The 17,322-nt window shown below is 54.5% G+C and carries 17 protein-coding genes; 4 read left to right on the top strand and 13 right to left on the bottom strand.

Annotated elements, in window-relative coordinates; all coding sequences use genetic code 11:
• Positions 1–34: 34 nt before the first annotated feature.
• The 3 genes from ACNAU7_RS00525 to ACNAU7_RS00515 are packed head-to-tail and all read right to left on the bottom strand — an operon-like array spanning position 35 to position 2,333.
• The gene (locus ACNAU7_RS00525; protein ID WP_003712741.1) at positions 35–790 is read right to left on the bottom strand and encodes an amino acid ABC transporter ATP-binding protein; all 756 of its coding nucleotides are present in this window, start codon (positions 788–790) and stop codon (positions 35–37) included.
• Between the two features lie 9 nt (positions 791–799).
• Positions 800–1,516 carry an amino acid ABC transporter permease gene (locus tag ACNAU7_RS00520; protein ID WP_002222717.1) on the bottom strand — a complete coding sequence of 239 codons (717 nt, stop codon included), beginning with the start codon at positions 1,514–1,516 and terminating at the stop codon, positions 800–802.
• The gene (locus ACNAU7_RS00515; protein ID WP_013449226.1) at positions 1,506–2,333 is read right to left on the bottom strand and encodes an amino acid ABC transporter substrate-binding protein; all 828 of its coding nucleotides are present in this window, start codon (positions 2,331–2,333) and stop codon (positions 1,506–1,508) included. Before ACNAU7_RS00515 ends, ACNAU7_RS00520 begins: the two co-directional genes overlap by 11 nt.
• 235 nt (positions 2,334–2,568) lie before the next feature.
• Here ACNAU7_RS00515 and ACNAU7_RS00510 point away from each other — a divergent pair, with 235 nt between their 5' ends.
• The 4 genes from ACNAU7_RS00510 to ACNAU7_RS00495 all read left to right on the top strand — a co-directional run bounded on the left by ACNAU7_RS00510 (position 2,569) and on the right by ACNAU7_RS00495 (position 8,178).
• Positions 2,569–3,474, top strand: a complete 906-nt coding sequence (locus tag ACNAU7_RS00510; RefSeq protein WP_308028884.1) for a Dyp-type peroxidase — start codon at positions 2,569–2,571, stop codon at positions 3,472–3,474.
• Between the two features lie 80 nt (positions 3,475–3,554).
• Positions 3,555–7,169, top strand: a complete 3,615-nt coding sequence (gene recB / locus ACNAU7_RS00505) for an exodeoxyribonuclease V subunit beta (RefSeq protein ID WP_416300231.1) — start codon at positions 3,555–3,557, stop codon at positions 7,167–7,169.
• 38 nt (positions 7,170–7,207) lie between these two features.
• Positions 7,208–7,567 carry a rhodanese-like domain-containing protein gene (locus ACNAU7_RS00500; RefSeq protein WP_416299733.1) on the top strand — a complete coding sequence of 120 codons (360 nt, stop codon included), beginning with the start codon at positions 7,208–7,210 and terminating at the stop codon, positions 7,565–7,567.
• Positions 7,568–7,698: 131 nt separating this feature from the next.
• Entirely contained in the window at positions 7,699–8,178 is a 480-nt protein-coding gene (locus ACNAU7_RS00495; RefSeq protein ID WP_003714743.1) for a DUF302 domain-containing protein, read from the top strand.
• A gap of 269 nt (positions 8,179–8,447) precedes the next feature.
• On the opposite strand, the gene radA is transcribed toward ACNAU7_RS00495, so the two are convergent.
• From radA to grxD, 10 genes are all read right to left on the bottom strand, one after another.
• Entirely contained in the window at positions 8,448–9,827 is a 1,380-nt protein-coding gene (gene radA / locus ACNAU7_RS00490) for a DNA repair protein RadA (protein WP_416299731.1), read from the bottom strand.
• A 185-nt stretch (positions 9,828–10,012) separates the two neighbouring features.
• The gene (gene hemE, locus ACNAU7_RS00485; protein ID WP_416299729.1) at positions 10,013–11,077 is read right to left on the bottom strand and encodes a uroporphyrinogen decarboxylase; all 1,065 of its coding nucleotides are present in this window, start codon (positions 11,075–11,077) and stop codon (positions 10,013–10,015) included.
• Between the two features lie 150 nt (positions 11,078–11,227).
• Positions 11,228–11,668 (bottom strand): hypothetical protein, encoded by a 441-nt coding sequence (locus ACNAU7_RS00480; RefSeq protein WP_002222725.1) that lies wholly within the window; start codon positions 11,666–11,668, stop codon positions 11,228–11,230.
• A gap of 32 nt (positions 11,669–11,700) precedes the next feature.
• Complete coding sequence (locus tag ACNAU7_RS00475) at positions 11,701–12,924, bottom strand: heme biosynthesis protein HemY (RefSeq protein WP_416299725.1); 1,224 nt, start codon at positions 12,922–12,924, stop codon at positions 11,701–11,703.
• Entirely contained in the window at positions 12,921–14,255 is a 1,335-nt protein-coding gene (locus tag ACNAU7_RS00470) for a uroporphyrinogen-III C-methyltransferase (RefSeq protein ID WP_416299723.1), read from the bottom strand. Before ACNAU7_RS00470 ends, ACNAU7_RS00475 begins: the two co-directional genes overlap by 4 nt.
• Positions 14,256–14,266: 11 nt before the next feature.
• Complete coding sequence (locus ACNAU7_RS00465; RefSeq protein ID WP_416299721.1) at positions 14,267–15,031, bottom strand: uroporphyrinogen-III synthase; 765 nt, start codon at positions 15,029–15,031, stop codon at positions 14,267–14,269.
• A gap of 17 nt (positions 15,032–15,048) precedes the next feature.
• On the bottom strand, positions 15,049–15,471 hold the full coding sequence (locus ACNAU7_RS00460) for a protein Gly1ORF1 (RefSeq protein WP_416299719.1): 423 nt from the start codon (positions 15,469–15,471) through the stop codon (positions 15,049–15,051).
• 403 nt (positions 15,472–15,874) lie between these two features.
• Complete coding sequence (locus tag ACNAU7_RS00455; protein WP_416299717.1) at positions 15,875–16,195, bottom strand: DUF2322 family protein; 321 nt, start codon at positions 16,193–16,195, stop codon at positions 15,875–15,877.
• 22 nt (positions 16,196–16,217) lie between these two features.
• Positions 16,218–16,844: a uracil phosphoribosyltransferase gene (upp, locus tag ACNAU7_RS00450; RefSeq protein ID WP_002246895.1), complete on the bottom strand. Its 627-nt coding sequence runs from the start codon at positions 16,842–16,844 to the stop codon at positions 16,218–16,220.
• Between the two features lie 105 nt (positions 16,845–16,949).
• Entirely contained in the window at positions 16,950–17,261 is a 312-nt protein-coding gene (gene grxD, locus ACNAU7_RS00445) for a Grx4 family monothiol glutaredoxin (protein WP_002241342.1), read from the bottom strand.
• Between the last annotated feature and the right edge of the window lie 61 nt (positions 17,262–17,322).

The raw sequence follows: 17,322 nt of genomic DNA, 5'->3' as shown, positions 1-17,322 counted from the left end.
AAGGCTTCAGACGGCATTTTTCACAAATGGCTAATCAAATCTTGGCAGATTGGATTTGGCTTAAAAATTTCCGCGTCCGTTCGTGTTTGGGGAGGTCGAACAACTCTTTCGGGCTGCCTTGTTCGACAATAACGCCGCCGTCCATCACGACGACGGTAGTCGCCACTTCAAGCGCAAACTTGATTTCGTGGGTAACGACGACCATCGTCCAACCTTCCCGCGCCAATTCCTTCATAGCGTTCAACACGTCTTGCACCAATTCGGGGTCGAGTGCGGAAGTGGGTTCGTCAAACAGCATCAATTCAGGCTGAATCGCCAATGCGCGGGCAATGCCGACGCGCTGTTGCTGACCGCCGGAAAGCTGGTAGGGATACAAATCCACTTTATCGCCCAAGCCGACTTTTTCCAACAGTTTCAAAGCCTCTTCACGCGCTTGGGCGGCAGGTTTGCCCTGTACGGCAACCGGCCCTTCCATCACGTTTTCCAAGGCGGTTTTGTGCGGAAAGAGGTTGTATTGTTGGAACACCATACCGGATTTGCGGCGCAGTGCCAAAATATCGTGTTTGCTTGGCTTTTTAGAAAAATCGATTTTCAACGGCCGCTCGTTGTCAAACTCGATCTGACCTTGTTCTGGCATTTCCAAAGCGTTTAAGCAGCGCAGAAACGTGGTTTTACCCGAGCCGGAAGGCCCGAGGATGACGACCACCTGTCCTTTGCCGACATCCAAATCGATACCGCGCAAAATAGTGTTTTCGCCGAAGGTCTTATGGATATTGCGGATTTTAATCATAACAACTCCTTATTTGGCGACATAGCGGTCGAAACGTTTTTCCAAACGCGCCTGAATCAGGAACAGAACCTTGCAGAAACACCAGTAAACCAAAGCGGCTTCGATATAGACGGGCAAAAAGTCGTAAGTGCGGTTTGCCGTTTCCTGCGCGACGCGGAACAATTCCGTTACCGTTACCACCGCCGCCAGCGAGGTATTTTTGAACAAGCCGATAAATTCGTTGCTCAAAGGCGGCACGGCAACGCGGAATGCCTGCGGCGCGACAATTCGGCGGAACGTCTGCATATAGGTCATACCGATGGAGAAACCTGCTTCCCATTGGCCTTTCGGTACGGACAAAATTGCCGCGCGTATGGTTTCGGAAGCGTATGCGCCGACATTAAGCGAAAAGCCGATGATGGCGGCAGGAATCGGGTCGATATAGATGCCGACGGACGGCAGCCCGTAAAACACAATCACAAGCTGAACCAACAGCGGCGTACCGCGAATGACGGAAATATAAAATTCCACCAATTTCAGCAGGATTTTCCGCACGATACCGCCGGCGGGCATAATCCGCACCAAAGCCACGGCTACGGCAATCATCATACCGATAACGAAAGAAGCGATTGCCAAAGGCAAAGATACTGCGAAGCCGGCTTTGACCATAGGCAAAAACGCGCTGACAATCATATCGGCGCGTGTTTCCGTCATAAACGGCAGCGAAGCAAGGAAATTATTGAACACTGATGTCTTTTCCGAAGAATTGTTCGCCCAGTTTTTTCAGCGTACCGTCGGCTTTCAGCTCGTTGATTGCCGTGCTGAATTTCGCCACGGCTTCATCATTGCCCTTGTTGACAATCAGGCCGGAACCGACTTTTTCATCGGCAGGCGCAGACCAAACGATTTTCACGCCGGCATTCGGGTTTTTCTTCAGATAGTCCAAAACCGCCAATTCGTCGTTCAACGTCGCATCGGCGCGTTTTTGTTCAATCAGGGTCAGCGATTGCGCCAAACCGTCCACCGGCACGAGTTCCGCACCTGCAGCTTTGGCTTTTTCGCCGTAGTTGCTGGTCAGGGATTGCGCGGTTTTCACGCCTTTGATGTCGGCTATAGATTTGATGTTGCTGTCGTTACGGGCGACCAATACGGCACCGCTCCAGCTGTAAGGATCGGATTTGTCGAATGTCGCTTGGCGTTCGGGGCTGGTCAGACCGACTTGGTTTGCCACCACGTCGAAACGCCCCGCCTTCAAACCCGCCATCATCGAATCCCATTGCGTTTCTTTAAACTCGACTTTCACGCCCAGTTTTTCCGCCACGGCGCGGGTTACTTCCACATCGTAACCGGTCAGTTTGCCGTCCTTGTCGTGGTAGGTAAACGGTGCGTAAGTGCCTTCTGTACCGACGGTAACCGTGCCTTTATTGTTGATGCGCTCGATTAAAGAACCGGAAACTGCCGATTGTGCAGGCGCGGAAGATGCTCCGCTGCCGCCTTCCGAACCGCCGCAGGCCGCCAAAACCAATGCGGCAATGCCGCCGAGTACGAATTTTTCCAACATCATCCTCTCCTGTAAAAAGTGTGCAAGTGCGGCATTCTAAGTGAAATTGCGGCAAACACAAAGAATACTTTTTTATATGGCTATTCCAAACCGGAATGGGAAAGATATGCCGAAGCCGCCGGAAGCGGAAATAAAGGGGGCGGGAAAGGCGGATTCACGCACTCCGTTCCGGCAAAAATCCGCCTGCCGATTCGGTGCTATAATCCACCCGAAACAGATGACACCAAAAAGGAACATCATGAACACGCCCCAATCCGCCATCATTCCCGACCACGCCCAAGCCGGCATCTTTATCGAAGCCGACTTCGCCGCCAACCGCCTCAACGATATTAAAGCCGCCTGCCGCGCTTCGCTCGACGCGTTATCCGCCTTGAAAACCCGTTTTCCGGACGATATTTTGGGTCTGACCATCGCCTTCGGCAGCGAAGCCTGGGCAACATTCGGACACCCGGAAGAAGGTCGGGAAATCAAACCCTTCCCCGAAATGGGCAACGGGCTTGCGCCGTCCACACAGCACGATATGTACATCCACATCCAATCCTTCCGCCAAAACGCCGCCTACGCGCTTGCCCAATCCGTTTTGGGCGCGTTCGGCAACAGCATATGCGTCGCATCCGAAGAACACGGTTTGCGCCTGTATCAGGATCGCGGACTGGACGGTTTCGTCGACGGCACGGAAAACCCGCAGGGCGATGAAAAAATCCGCGAAGTCGCCATCATCCCCGAAGGGCCCGATGCGGGCGGCAGCTATGTCCTGCTGCAAAAATACCTGCACGATTTGAAAAAATGGGATGCCGTCCCCGTCGCCGAACAGGAAGCCTCGGTCGGACGCAGCAAGGAAACCAACGACGAATTCAGCCGCGATATCCGCCTGCCCGATTCGCACCTCGGCCGCGTCAACCTGAAAGAAAACGGAGTCGGCCTGAAAATCGTCCGCCGCAGCCTGCCCTTCGGCAAAATCAGCGGCGAACACGGTTTGATGTTTACCGCATACTGCCGCACGCTGCACAATATCGAAGCGCAATTATTGAGTATGTTCGGCGATACGGACGGCAAAACCGACCTGCTGCTCCGGCACCTCTCCGCCGCTGTTTCGGGCGGATACTACTACGCGCCGTCTGTCGAACGCCTGCAAAACCTCTAAACCGGACGATGCCGTCTGAAACCCTTTTTTCAGACGGCATTTTCCCGTTTTACCGTCCAACCGTTTTCCGAGCGCGCACTATGTCTGCAAGCATCCAAGCATTCGACCCGCTGACCGTCCCCATTTCCGGCACCAACCTGATTGAGGCCTCTGCCGGCACCGGCAAAACCTACGGCATCGCCGCCCTGTTTACACGTTTGATCGTATTAGAACAAAAAAACGTCGAACGCGTATTGGTCGTAACCTTCACCAAAGCCGCCACCGCCGAGCTGAAAACACGCCTGCGCGCACGTTTGGACGATGTGTTACAAGTTTTGGAAAGCAAAGAAATTGCCGAACTTGGAGACGACACGCTTTCAGACGGCATCGCCGCCTACTGCGCCGAACACCACGAAGGCGACGCCTTCCTGCCCGCACTCTTAAAACAGGCTTTGCAAAAAGAAGGCCGGACGCGCCTGATTGTCCGCCTCAAAGCCGCCATCGGGCAATTCGACAACGCTGCCATCTATACCATACACGGCTTCTGCCAGCGTATCCTGCGCGATTACGCCTTTTTGTGCCAAGCACCGTTCGATGTCGAACTGACCGAAGAAGACGGCGACCGCCTGCTTGTCCCGGCGCAAGATTTTTGGCGGGAACGCGTCAGCGGCGACCCGGTGCTTGCCGAATTGGTTTTCAAACGCAAAGCTGTGCCGCAAACCGTCCTTGCCCAAATCCGCGCCTACCTGTCCCGCCCGTACCTGAGTTTCCGCCGTCCACAAACCGATTTGCCGCAAGCCCGGGATGCCGCTTTGGCAAGCTGGCAAAACATTTGCGGAAATCTGGCTGAATTAAAAGAAACTTTTTGGCGAATCCATCCCCTTTTAAACGGCAATTCGTATCGGAAAAACAGTTTTGCCGAATTGTTTGACGCGTTGGAACAAAAAGCCCTGTCGCCGGATTTGCCCTTTTTGGAGGCAAAGCTGCACGAACGGCTCTTGAAACTCTCATCCGACAAACTCGAAGCCGGACTGAAAAAAGGCAAAACGCCCGATGCGGCAGCATTTGCCGAATTGCAGAAACTGGCAGACTTCGGGCGCGATTTGGACGCACTCGAAGAAGCGGAAGAAGCAACAATAATCCGACTGCAACTGGATTTAATCGGATATCTCAACCGCAGCCTTGCCGAGATGAAAAAATCGCGCCGCGAACGCGGTTTCGACGACCTGCTGCTCGATGTCCACACCGCGCTGACCGACAATCCGCACGCCGAAACCCTCGCCCGCGCCGTTGCCGAAAACTGGGAAACCGCGCTGATCGACGAGTTCCAAGACACCGACCCGCTGCAATACGAAATCTTCCAAAAGATTTTCATCGCCCAAAACCGTCCGCTGTTCCTCGTCGGCGATCCCAAACAGGCGATTTACAGCTTTCGCGGAGCGGACATTTACGCCTACCTTCAGGCGGCGGAAGACGCGCGGCACCGCTACACGCTCGCCACCAACTACCGCAGCCACGCCGCGCTTATCGGCAGCATAGGCGCGTTGTTCCGCCTCAAAGAACGCCCGTTCGTTTTGGAAAACATCGGCTATTCGGAAGTCGGTGCGGCGCGTGCCGAAAGCAGGTTGTCCCCCGAACGTCCTGCCGTACAGGTCCGTTGGCTGCACGAAAACGACAATGAAAAAGCCAACAAAGACGTTTTGCGCCGCCGTGCCGCCGACTATTGCGCCGACGAAATCGCCCACGCGCTCAACGAAGCCGCCGGAGGCCGTCTGAATTTCAAAGGCTGCCCGTTGCAGTCGGGCGATATTGCCGTGCTGGTCCGCACGCACAACGAGGCGGTGATGGTTTCCGCCGCCCTGAAAAAACGGCAGGTGCAAAGCGTCCTGCTTTCGCGCGAATCCGTATTCGCCTCGCCCGAAGCCGCCGCCCTGTCCGCACTCATCGGCTTTTGGCTCGAACCGCGCCGCGCCGGAACGCTGCGCTTTGTCCTGACAAGCGGTATATTCGGCTATGACGCGCAGCAATTGCACGACTTCAACCAAAACGAAAGCGAGATTTTGCATTGGGCGGAATCTGCCCGAACCGCGCTCGACAACTGGAATAAATACGGCATTTTCGCCGCTATGCAGCAATTTTCCCAAACACACGGCATCGAAACGCGCCTCTTAAGCCGGAACAACGGGCGCAGCCTGACCAATTATTTCCAACTGCTCGAACTGCTTGCCGCCGAAGACGCGCAAAACCGCAACCCCGCCGCGCTGCACAAATGGCTGCGCGACCAAATCAGCCTGGCCGGCAACAACGGCGGCGACAACCGCGCCATCCGTCTGGAAAGCGACGAAGATTTGGTCAAAATCGTTACCATGCACGCCTCGAAAGGTTTGCAGTATCCGCTGGTGTACTGCCCGTTTGCGTGGGACGCGCAAGATACCGGACCGTCCGACTGGCAAATCCTCCACCAAAGCGCAAACCGAACCGAACTGTTGGCAAAGGCGCAACTGTCGGAAGACGAACAGAAGCAATACGCCGACGAAGAAATGGCGGAACGCCTGCGCCTGCTTTATGTCGCGCTGACGCGTGCCGAGGAACAGCTCAACATCTACGCCGCCTATTCTTCCGATACCGCCGACAACCCCCTCGCCTACCTGATCGAAGGCTTGCCGCAAGACAGCCGTGAAACCGTCCGCCGTGCCTATGCGTGTGAAAAAGACGGCATCGCGATGCTCAAACGCAACTGGCGGCGCGTGGCGGACAACGCCCCTTCCGGCACAAATTTCGCCTTCACAGAAGATGCGCCGCCCCCTGCCGCCTATCGCGGCAACGCCGGTCAAACCGCCGAATTTGCCGCCTCCGACATTCCCAAGCGCGGTTTCCGCTTCATCCGCCACACCAGCTTCACCGCCTTAAGCCGCCAAACCCAAACGCCCGACGATGGGGAAGAAGAGGTGCAGCCTTCCCTAGACCCTGCAGAAACGGCAGAATCAACTATGCCGTCTGAAACGCCGACGGCTTCAGACGGCATATCGATACACGACTTTCCGAAAGGCACGCAGGCGGGGCTGTGCCTGCACGAAATTCTTGAAGATTTCAAATTCGGACAAGCAGCCGCCGGACAGGAAACCCTCATTGCCGACAAGCTGAAAAAATACGGTTTTGAAGAAATATGGCTGCCCGCCGTTGCCGAAATGGCGGAAGCCTGCCGCAAAACGCCGCTGACGGGGGCATACTGCCTGTCCGACATCCCGCCCGAGTGCCGCTGTCCCGAAATGGGCTTTACCCTCCACACCGAAGACTTCGGCCTCAAACGGCTGCGCGACTGGTTTGCCCGCGACGACATCAGGCTGCCCGAAGTCTGCCGTGCCGCCGCCGAAACGCTCGACTTCCACACCGTCAACGGCTTTTTAAACGGCTTTGTCGATATGGTCTGCCAAGACCCCGACGGCAATATCTGCGTCATCGACTACAAATCAAACCACCTCGGTACGGACGCATCCGCCTACACGCGGCAGGCGATGGACGAAGCCGTCGCGCACCACCACTATTACCTTCAGGCACTGATTTACGCCGTTGCCGCCGCGCGCTACTTCAAACTGCGCGGACAACCGCCCGCCGCCGTTTCCGTCCGCTACCTGTTTTTGCGCGGATTGGATGGCAAAGGCGGCGGCGTTTGGCGTTGGGACATAGATGCCGCCGCATTGGATCAGATAAGATAACTTCCCGTCCCTTGGGACGACAACCGCAGGAGAGCCCTATGAATATCAAACATTTAATTACCACCGCACTCATTGCCTCAGCCGCCTTTGCCGCGCAGGCGGCCCCGCAAAAACCCGTATCCGCCGCCCAAACCACGCAACATCCGACCGTTTGGATCGATGTCCGCAGCGAACAGGAATTTCAAGAAGGCCATTTGAACAACGCGGTCAATATCCCCCTCGACCAAATCGTCCGCCGCATACACGAAGCCGCGCCCGACAAAGACACGCCGGTCAACCTCTACTGCCGCAGCGGACGGCGTGCCGAAGCCGCCCTTCAAGAGCTGAAAAAAGCAGGTTATACAAATGTTGCCAATCACGGCGGTTATGAAGACCTGCTCAAAAAAGGGATGAAATGACGCAATGCCGTCTGAAAGGACAGGCTTTCAGACGGCATACGGTACTCCGGCACGCGGCGCAACATCAGGCGCGGCGCGTGCCGCCCCGTCCGAAGCCTGACAAACAAACCGATAAGGAAAAAGGAAATACGATGAAACACATACTCCCCCTGATTGCCGCATCCGCACTCTGCATTTCAACCGCTTCGGCACATCCTGCCGGCGAACCGTCCACCCAAAACGAAACCGCTATGACCACGCATACCCTTACCTCAAAATACAGTTTTGACGAAACCGTCAGCCGCCTTGAAACCGCCATAAAAAGCAAAGGGATGGACATTTTTGCCGTCATCGACCATCAGGAAGCCGCCCGCCGAAACGGCTTAACAATGCAGCCGGCAAAAGTCATCGTCTTCGGCACGCCCAAAGCCGGCACGCCGCTGATGGTCAAAGACCCCGCCTTCGCCCTGCAACTGCCCCTGCGCGTCCTCGTTACCGAAACAGACGGCAAAGTACGCGCCGCCTATACCGATACGCGCGCCCTCATCGCCGGCAGCCGTATCGGTTTTGACGAAGTGGCAAACACTTTGGCAAACGCCGAAAAACTGATACGAAAAACCGTAGGCGAATAAGCCCGTCGCCGACATATGGCGGATGGAAATCAAATGCACACGCCCCTCATTCCCGCGAAGTCGGGAATCCAATCGTTTGGGTTACCGTGATTTTCAATCATTGCCAAAACGGACAATTCCGGATTCCCGCCCTCGCGGGGATGACGGGCGTGTGCGTTTTGCCATATCACAGGCAACTTTGCCGCAAATCTTATCTGTCGCCGGTATGCCTTCTTGTTTCAATCCGCCACAAACCAAATGCCGTCTGAACCTTCAGACGGCATTTCCTTTTAATCCCTATCTTCCCGACAAATATCGATGGCTTCCTGCAAACTCGAAACGCCGTAAATTTTCAGGTTCGGAAACTCTTTGGCGTTGCGCGGCATATTGGCTTTTGGGACGATGGCGCGTTTGAAGCCGAGCTTTTCCGCTTCTTTGAGCCGCTCTTGTCCACGCGCGACGGGGCGGACTTCGCCGCTTAGTCCGATTTCGCCGAAAACCACGGTTTTTTCGGGCATGGGGCGGTTGCGGAAGCTGGAGAGCATGGCGAGGATGACAGCAAGGTCGGCGGCAGGTTCGCCGATTTTGACGCCGCCGACGGCGTTAAGGAATACGTCTTGGTCGAAACAGGCAATGCCGCCGTGGCGGTTGAGGACGGCGAGCAACATGGCGAGGCGGTTTTGTTCGAGACCGACGGTGAGTCGTTTGGGGGTGAAGCCGTGCGCGTCATCGACCAATGCCTGAATTTCGACCAAAAGCGGGCGGCTGCCTTCTTGTGTAACCAAAACGCACGAACCGGGCGTGTCGTCGCGGTAGCTGGCAAGGAAGATGGCGGACGGGTTGGACACGCCTTTCAAGCCGTTTTCGGTCATGGCGAACACGCCCAGTTCGTTTGCCGCGCCGAAGCGGTTTTTGATGGCGCGTATCATGCGGTAGTTGGAATGTTGGTCGCCCTCGAAATACAGCACGGTATCGACCATATGCTCCAGCACGCGCGGGCCAGCAATCGCACCGTCTTTGGTCACGTGTCCGACCAGTATCATGGCGATGCCCATTTGTTTCGCCATGCGCGTCAGTTGGGCGGCGCATTCGCGTACCTGCGACACGGAGCCTGGGGCGGAAGTGATTTGGTCGGAATACATGGTTTGGATGGAGTCGATGACGACGACTTCGGGCTGATGCTGTTTCAACGCTGCTTGAATCGCTTCCATGCGGATTTCGGCAAGCAGGTTTACGCCTTCGGTCGGCAGTTCCAAACGTTGCGCGCGCAAGGCGACTTGTTGGGCGGATTCCTCGCCGGAAACGTACAGCACTTTGCGGCTTTGCGCCATTTTGGCGATGGTTTGCAGCAGCAGCGTGGATTTGCCGATGCCGGGGTCGCCGCCGAGCAGGATGACCGCGCCATCGACCAAACCGCCGCCCAATACGCGGTCAAGTTCGCCCATACCGGTCGGATTGCGCGGCACTTCGGTGGCGGTAACGGCGGAGAGGGATTGGACGGTCGAGGTGTCCGCCGCCCAAGATTGGAAGCGGGCGTTTTTCGGCTCGGGCGCGGCTAAGCTTTCCTGAAGTGTGTTCCACTCGCCGCAATGCGGGCATTTGCCTTGCCATTTCGGGGAAGTGCCGCCGCATTCGGTGCATTGGTAAAGGGTTTTAAGCGTTTTTGCCATCGGTTTTCCCTGCATCTGAAAACAAAAATGCCGTCTGAAAATAGGGACGGTTGGGATTGCGCCAATGCGGCAACGCCGCCGTCATGCACTATCCGTACACGGCGGATATTGCCGCATTGCCTTATTTTTACCCCAACCGGCCATCTCTCGGCTTCAGACGGCATATCGGGCGGTTTCCTGCCGGCTTACCCGCCGTGATAATGCCGCGACAGCTCGTGTACGGTGTCGACTAAGATTTTGGCGTGTTCGGGGTCGGCGTGTTGGTTAATGCCGTGTCCGAGGTTGAAGACATGGCCGCTGCCGTGTCCGTAGTCGGCTAGGATGCGTGCGACTTCGGTGCGGATGGATTCCGGCGTACCGAAGAGGGCGAACGGGTCGAAGTTGCCTTGCAGGGCGACTTGCTTGCCGACGCGGCGGCGTGCTTCGCCTATGTTGCACGTCCAGTCCAAGCCCAATGCGTCTGCGCCGATTTCTGCCATGCTTTCCAGCCACAGCCCGCCACCTTTGGCAAATACGATAACAGGCACGCGGCGGCCTTCACTTTCGCGTTTCAATCCGGCAACGATTTGGCGGATGTATTTGAGGCTGAATTCTTTAAACGCCGCATCGCTCAAGACGCCGCCCCAAGTATCGAAAATCTGTACAGCCTGCACGCCCGCGTCGATTTGAGCGTTGAGGTAGGCGGTAACGGCTTGGGCGTTGGTATCGAGGATTTTGTGCAGCAAATCGGGGCGCGAGTACATCATGGTTTTGATGGTGCGGAATTCTTTGCTGCTGCCGCCTTCAACCATGTAGCAGGCGAGCGTGAACGGGCTGCCGGAGAAGCCGATGAGCGGCACGCGGCCGTCCAATGCTTTACGGATGGAAGTTACCGCGTCAAAGACGTATTGCAGTTTTTCCATATCGGGAACGTGCAGCTTGGCGATGTCGGCTTCGTGTTGCAAGGCGCGTTTGAATTTCGGGCCTTCGCCTTCGGCAAAATACAGCCCCAAGCCCATTGCATCGGGAACAGTCAGGATGTCGGAGAACAAAATCGCCGCGTCCAAATCGAAGCGTTCCAAAGGTTGGATGGTAACTTCGGTCGCCAATTCGGTGTTTTTACACAAATCGAGGAAGCTGCCCGCTTTCACACGTGTGGCTTTGTATTCGGGCAGATAACGTCCCGCCTGGCGCATCATCCAAATCGGGGTGTATTCGACGGGCTGTTTGAGCAGGGCGCGGAGGAAAGTGTCGTTTTTTAAAGAGGTCATGTGGGGCTTTCGGTTTGTTTGTAAAACGGAGAAGGAAAACAGTTTTCAGACAACCTTTGCGGCGGTTTCCGCAATGAAAGGTCGTCTGAAAGGGGGGCGGACACATTTGCCTAGGTAATCATCAGTAGATGATTAAACGGCAGCAGGTTTTCAGGGGGTTTCAATGGTGCGTTTATCTTCGATATGGATAACTTTGGGTTCTTCAGCATCACAATCGCGATGAGAGCGCCCTTCGATACCGATTTTGAAATCTTCATCCAATCCTTCTTCTTTTAGGATTAGCGTAAAAATTTCGGGATGATGGCATGAAACGGCATATCCATCGCCACTATCTAAAGTGATAATGCCAAAATCTGCAGATGGTGTTCCTATTTGAACCTTGCCCCATTTGCTTAACATCTCTTTAGCTTGTTTCGCCAAATCTTTTTCCGGTTCAAGTAAAATGACGCAAGTCCCATTTTCAAAGAGCACCCAAGATTTTTCGTTTCCATTAATGCTCTTTTTCCAAACATCAATTAACTTTTGGCGATAAGCAGGCGTTCCAATTTCGAATATTTCTTTCTTTTCCTTAAAGGAATCTGAAGATCCCATCAAATTCTCCCAGATAAAGATATTTCCCAAAATCAGCTATGCTGCTCTAACGCTGCGTGACGTTCGTCATCGGAGACGGCTTCCAAAACCAATTTGCGCTGTGCTTCGGCTTTTTGCGGCTGTTCGGTTTCGTCAAAGACTTTCGCCAACACCAGACGCGCCGAAACGCTCGGTTGCAGGGCGATACTGGCTTCCAAATAACCTTTCGCCTTGCCCCATAGCCGACGGCCGTAGGCGAGCCGGCCGAGATACATCAGCAGAAGCGCGTTATCGGGCTGTTCTTTCAGCCAAGCATCGGCAAAATCGATGGCCTTCTGCTGATCGCGTTCGCCCAAAAAGCGCACGCTTTCGACAAAGGCTTCCAAAAGCTCGGGGCGGCGGTTGTGCGGATAATGCTGTTTAACCCATTTGACCGCATCGGCATACAGTCCCAAACGTTCGTACTTTTCCGCAACCGATACGCTCAATTCCCCGTTTTTGAGGCTGTCGGGAATCCGCTTCAGGCAGGTTTTTAAAGCGGCGGCATCGTCGGCATCCGCCAGCAGCCGTCGGTATGCCCAATTTTGATACTGTTCCGTTTCGGATTCACCCAATGCGCCTGCCTTGGAAAGTTTTTCGGTTTTTGCCAGAACCTGCAACGCGTCGCCCCTGTCGAAAGCGTAACGAAGTTGCAGACGCACGAGGCGCGTAAGGTTGGCATTCATCTTCGCCGCCGCATGAAGATTGGCTTCCGCCGCTTCGTAATCGCGCCGGTTCAGTGCCGATTCCGCCAGCAGCAGGTAGCGGGAAAGCTGCTGTTTTTCCGGCAGTTTGGCGATTTCGGCAAGATAACGGTCGCGCAGCTCGATGTTTTCCATCTGTCCGGCGGCGTGCGCGCCCAGCATCAATGCCAAAGTCCGGTTGTCTCCGGCCTCTTTGTTTCCCAATACGCGCGAGGATTCAAGTTCCGCCTTTTCAAAACGCCCTTCAAAATACGCCAAACCCGCTTTGTTCAAGGCAAGCGCGGCCTTGCGGCCTTTCCGCGCCGAACCGGAACGCCGCAGTTTTTCGGGGATATTGAATACGCCGATGATGAATTTGAACAGGAAATACCAAGCCGCAACGGCAATCAGCAGCCCCAGCACAAAGGCGTGCAGGTTGATTCTGAGCATGGTCTGTCCGAGTACGATATACACGTCGCCGGTGTAAATGCCCGAAGCCAATGCCAGCCCGACGGCGGCGGCAAACAGGATGACAATCCAGACTACCGTTTTCATGCGCGTTCTCCTTTAGCGGACGGCGAACGCCCTGCCTTTTCCGGTACGGGCTGTTTTTTTGCAGGCTGTTCCGGTTTGCGTTCCGAAGGCAGGGACGGTGCTTCTATGGCCTTCACATCCGATGCGGCAGCCGGTTCGGAAGCTGTTTTTTCGTTTGCCGGTTCGGAAACCGCCTGTTCCGCTTCTTGATTTTCCGCCGCCGTCATGCGCGTACCATCGCGATAGGCGCGGACGGCATTTAGGCTGTTTTTCAAACCGTCATCCGCCGTCATGCGCACATCCAACGCCTTCAATTCCGCCAGTTCTTTCAGCCACGACTGCGTGGCGGGGGATTTGGCATCAAAATACTGTCTGACGGCGGTTTCGGCATTGTTCAAATCGCTTTGATAGACTTCGCTGTTGCGCTGCATTAATGCAGTCCGCGCATCCAAAAGGCGGAGACGCAGGTTTTCGCGTACAAAATATGCCTGTTCGGGAGAAATCAGCATGGCATCGTTGTTTTCCAAACGCCGGATTTCGACCAGCCCCTTCAATGTGCCGAGGGATTTTTCCCATACGTTCTGCCACCATGAAGCGGAAGCGGCTTCGTTCTTCACCTGTACGCCCGGTTTCAATACGCCGTCCAAAATCAGCGGCAGTCCGGATACGGCGGTTTCCAGCCTGTCGAGGCGCAATGCCGTGCCGGAAATATCGACATAGGGACGGTTTTTCAGTTCCGCCAAGTCGCTGCTGACCGCCTGCTTGATCGGCAGAAGCTCTGCCTGATTGAAACGGGACAGGCGGCTGTCGATATGCTCCAACACGCCGACTGCCGTTTGGATATTGCCGGTCAACACCAGCTGTTGCGCCGCCAGATTGAGTATGGTCTCGGTTTCGTCCACCAGCCAATCGGCACGCCCTTTAGTCAGTTCGCGATAGGCTTTTTGCGTCATCAGAATCTGTTCGCCGTTGGCTTTGACACCGCTGTCCAAACGGTCGAGTTCGGACTGTATGGCACTTTGGCGGTTGAGGTTGTCTTTGAGCAGGGCGGCGTTTTCCGACTCGCCCAAGGCGGCTTTGTCGATTTTTTGGTTGAATGCCAGCTCTTGGTTTTTCAAGACATTCTGTCCTTGGACAAACAAAAAACCACTTGCACCCAAACCCAATGCCGCCAATACCAAGGCGCAGGTCGCCAAAGCGTTGCTGCCGGACTGTTTGACGATAAAAGGAGCGGCAGGAATGTGTACTTCTGTTTCGTTTTCTTTGCGTGGGGAAGAGGTTTCAGACGGCATTTCTTTTGATGCCTGTATCTCGTGTACGGGTTCGGATGATTTGTTTTCAGGTTCGCCCACCGTTTTGCTCCTTATTGGTTTGAGGTTCCGGGAAAGACCATGCCGTCTGAAACGGAAATGGAAGAATGGGAAAGCGCAGCTTCCAGCGTAGGGACGGTTTCGACCGAACACACGCCTTCGCGCTTCAATGCCTCCGCAATGCGCGGATGATGGGTAAAGTATAGCAAGGATTTGAAGAATCGGGAAAATCGCGGCGGAAGCTGCCCGAACAACAAGCGCACCAGCTCGGTCGACGTAATATAGGCGGCGGCAATATTTTCGGTTTGGAAATTTTGAAAGTTCAAAGGTTTATGCCGTCTGAAATAGACTTCTGCCACCTCCGTCCGAAAACCTTTCTCCTGCAAGGCATTCATCAGAAAATCCCGCCCGCCGTGTCCGCGCACAAACAATACGCGCGCACCTTCGGGCAGACTGTTCCAAACCGGCAGGCGCAAAACCGCCTCGCTGTCGTTTCCGTCATGAGGCGCAATGACCGTTCTGCCAAAACAGCGTTCCAATGCGCGGCGGCTGCCCTGCCCTACGGCAATGTGCATCTTTATACCGTCTGAAAGGTTAAGGTACGGGACGGCGGTTTCAACGGCGGTCGGACTGACCCAAAACACGGCATCCGCACGGGCATACATTTCCGGCAGCCGTTTCAGGCTTGCTTCGTCGGTTTCGATTTCAATCGGGCTCAACACTTCCGCCTGCCATCCGGTACGACGGCAGGTTTCCACATCGTCCTTCGCCCTGCCCGACGGTCGGACAATCAGCATGATGGGTTTCACTGTTTCCATCGCCTTATCCGCCCCGATTACCAGGAAAAATCGTCATCGTTGAAATTCGCCTGCGCGGTTTTCGGCGTACAGCCGACCCGTGCGACTTCCTTGCCCCTACGCTCCACAACGACACCGCTGCTTTCCGTATGAGTCACGGAATCGAAGCCTGTCCATACGGTGTACATAAATTCGCCGTTTTGGAATTTCATCGTTGCCCGGCGTCCGCTACCCATGCCTTGCCACCTGTCGGAACGCCCCAACAGGTCAGCTTTGCTGTTGCGTATGGCAATTTCTTTTTTTGCCGCACTGCCGAACGAATATTCGTAAAGATTGCGGTTGATTTTTTGAACTTCTATATATTTGTTGTTGTCCGTTTTACAGGAAAATACCGTATCCGCCCACACGGTTTGGGTCGCAGCCGACAGAAGCAATACGGCAGAAAGGAACATTTTTTTCATCGTATTTCCTTAATGGTTGAAACCCCGCCACTTGGACATCCGTCCTTCGTGGCAGCAGCATCAGATTTTATTTGAGAGGGGTTTAACCCCTTCCAAATTAGGGCAACACATAGGGCGGCGCTTTATAGTGGATTAACAAAAACCGGTACGGCGTTGCCTCGCCTTAGCTCAAAGAGAACGATTCTCTAAGGTGCTCAAGCACCAAGTGAATCGGTTCCGTACTATTTGTACTGTCTGCGGCTTCGTCGCCTTGTCCTGATTTTTGTTAATCCACTATATGTATCGTCCTGTGTGTTGAAACATCATTGCCCGTATCCTGAAATAGAAAAGAAAATGCCCGTTTTACGGTCTTCTTTCCGATAAAATGCCGTCTGAAACGGATTTCAGACGGCATGGTCAAAAATTATTGCGCGGCAAGCGGCTTGAGCAGGAAGGTTTCGCCACTTTGCATGACTTTTTCCAGCAGGTCGATGTTCGGATGCTTGCCGGGATGGGCGTGCGCGTCGGCAACATGTTCGGCAAACCATATCAAACCCTGTTCTGCCGCTTCTTTATCCAACCTGCCGTCAAAACGTTCCGCCAAAGCGTTGTACAGCTTGAGCGAACCGAGCTTGCCCTGTACGGCGGGAATATGGTGAACCGTTTTGCCGTCGGCATCCTGAACGTCCAAACCGCCCAGATGGTCGATTGAAGGAAATGTGGCGAGATAGTCTTGAAAATTCATATCAACTCCGAAAATCAGTCAGTTAGCGCGTGCCGAAAATCTTGTCGCCCGCATCGCCCAAGCCGGGGATGATGTAGCCGTTCTCGTTCAAGTGGCTGTCGAGCGCGGCGGTGTAAATCGTAACGTCAGGGTGCGCGTCGTTGACCGCCTTCACACCCTCGGGCGCGGCAACCAGCACCAGTGCCTTGATATTTTTGCAGCCCTTGGCTTTCAAAAGGTCGATGGTGGCAACCATCGAACCGCCCGTCGCCAGCATAGGATCGATAATCAAAGCCGGACGCTCGTCCATACTGTCCACAAATTTCTCAAAATAGGAAACAGGTTTCAATGTTTCCTCGTCGCGCTGCAGACCGACCACACTGATTTTGGCAGTCGGAATCAAGTCGAGTACGCCGTCAAGCATACCCAAACCGGCGCGCAGGATGGGAACGACGGTCAGGGTTTTGCCTTTGATGCGGTCGCCTTCAATCTGACCGCACCATCCGTCGATAAGGTATTTTTCGATTTCAAAATCACGGCTTGCCTCGTATGCCATCAGGCGCGCCAGTTCGGTGGCAAGCGTTCGGAATTTGTAGGTGCTGCAATCCGCCTCCCTCATCAGGGTTAATTTGTGGCGGACAAGCGGATGGTTGATAACGTTAACGTTCATCGCAGTGTTCCAGTGTGATTTTGAGACGCGCCATTATACTTTTTTTTAATTTGCCGGAAAAGAAAATGCCGTCTGAAACACGTTCAGACGGCATTGCCTGCCGGATCAGGCTTTGAGCAGATCCTGCAGCTCGCCTGCCTCATACATCTCCGCCAGAATGTCCGAGCCGCCGACAAATTCGCCGTTCACATAAAGTTGGGGAATGGTTGGCCAGTCGCTGTATTCTTTAATACCTTGACGTACTTCGGGATTTTCTAATACGTTGACGGTTACATAGTCGGTACAGCCTGCCGCATTAAGGATTTGTACGGCACGTGAAGAAAAACCGCATTGCGGAAACTGCTTCGTACCTTTCATAAACAATACGACGCGGTGAGTCGTTACTACTTCTTTAATTTGGTCGTGGATGGAAGCCATCGCTTATTCCTTTTGATTAAAGTTGACAAAATTTGTCAGGTAGGGCGCATTATACGCAAAA

This window comes from Neisseria sp. LACPHL-SPEC-2024-00856, assembly GCF_047915665.1.
GTDB lineage: Bacteria > Pseudomonadota > Gammaproteobacteria > Burkholderiales > Neisseriaceae > Neisseria > Neisseria polysaccharea.
This window is presented reverse-complemented; position numbering and strand designations above follow the sequence as displayed.

Coding starts and splice junctions, on each gene's coding strand:
- ACNAU7_RS00495 (WP_003714743.1), top strand. CDS start 7,699: ATGAAACACATACTCCCCCTGATTGCCGCATCCGCACTCTGCATTTCA.
- hemE (WP_416299729.1), bottom strand. CDS start 11,077: ATGACCTCTTTAAAAAACGACACTTTCCTCCGCGCCCTGCTCAAACAG.
- recB (WP_416300231.1), top strand. CDS start 3,555: ATGTCTGCAAGCATCCAAGCATTCGACCCGCTGACCGTCCCCATTTCC.
- ACNAU7_RS00525 (WP_003712741.1), bottom strand. CDS start 790: ATGATTAAAATCCGCAATATCCATAAGACCTTCGGCGAAAACACTATT.
- ACNAU7_RS00515 (WP_013449226.1), bottom strand. CDS start 2,333: ATGATGTTGGAAAAATTCGTACTCGGCGGCATTGCCGCATTGGTTTTG.
- grxD (WP_002241342.1), bottom strand. CDS start 17,261: ATGGCTTCCATCCACGACCAAATTAAAGAAGTAGTAACGACTCACCGC.
- upp (WP_002246895.1), bottom strand. CDS start 16,844: ATGAACGTTAACGTTATCAACCATCCGCTTGTCCGCCACAAATTAACC.
- ACNAU7_RS00475 (WP_416299725.1), bottom strand. CDS start 12,924: ATGAAAACGGTAGTCTGGATTGTCATCCTGTTTGCCGCCGCCGTCGGG.
- ACNAU7_RS00460 (WP_416299719.1), bottom strand. CDS start 15,471: ATGAAAAAAATGTTCCTTTCTGCCGTATTGCTTCTGTCGGCTGCGACC.
- ACNAU7_RS00480 (WP_002222725.1), bottom strand. CDS start 11,668: ATGGGATCTTCAGATTCCTTTAAGGAAAAGAAAGAAATATTCGAAATT.
- radA (WP_416299731.1), bottom strand. CDS start 9,827: ATGGCAAAAACGCTTAAAACCCTTTACCAATGCACCGAATGCGGCGGC.
- ACNAU7_RS00465 (WP_416299721.1), bottom strand. CDS start 15,031: ATGGAAACAGTGAAACCCATCATGCTGATTGTCCGACCGTCGGGCAGG.
- ACNAU7_RS00510 (WP_308028884.1), top strand. CDS start 2,569: ATGAACACGCCCCAATCCGCCATCATTCCCGACCACGCCCAAGCCGGC.
- ACNAU7_RS00500 (WP_416299733.1), top strand. CDS start 7,208: ATGAATATCAAACATTTAATTACCACCGCACTCATTGCCTCAGCCGCC.
- ACNAU7_RS00455 (WP_416299717.1), bottom strand. CDS start 16,195: ATGAATTTTCAAGACTATCTCGCCACATTTCCTTCAATCGACCATCTG.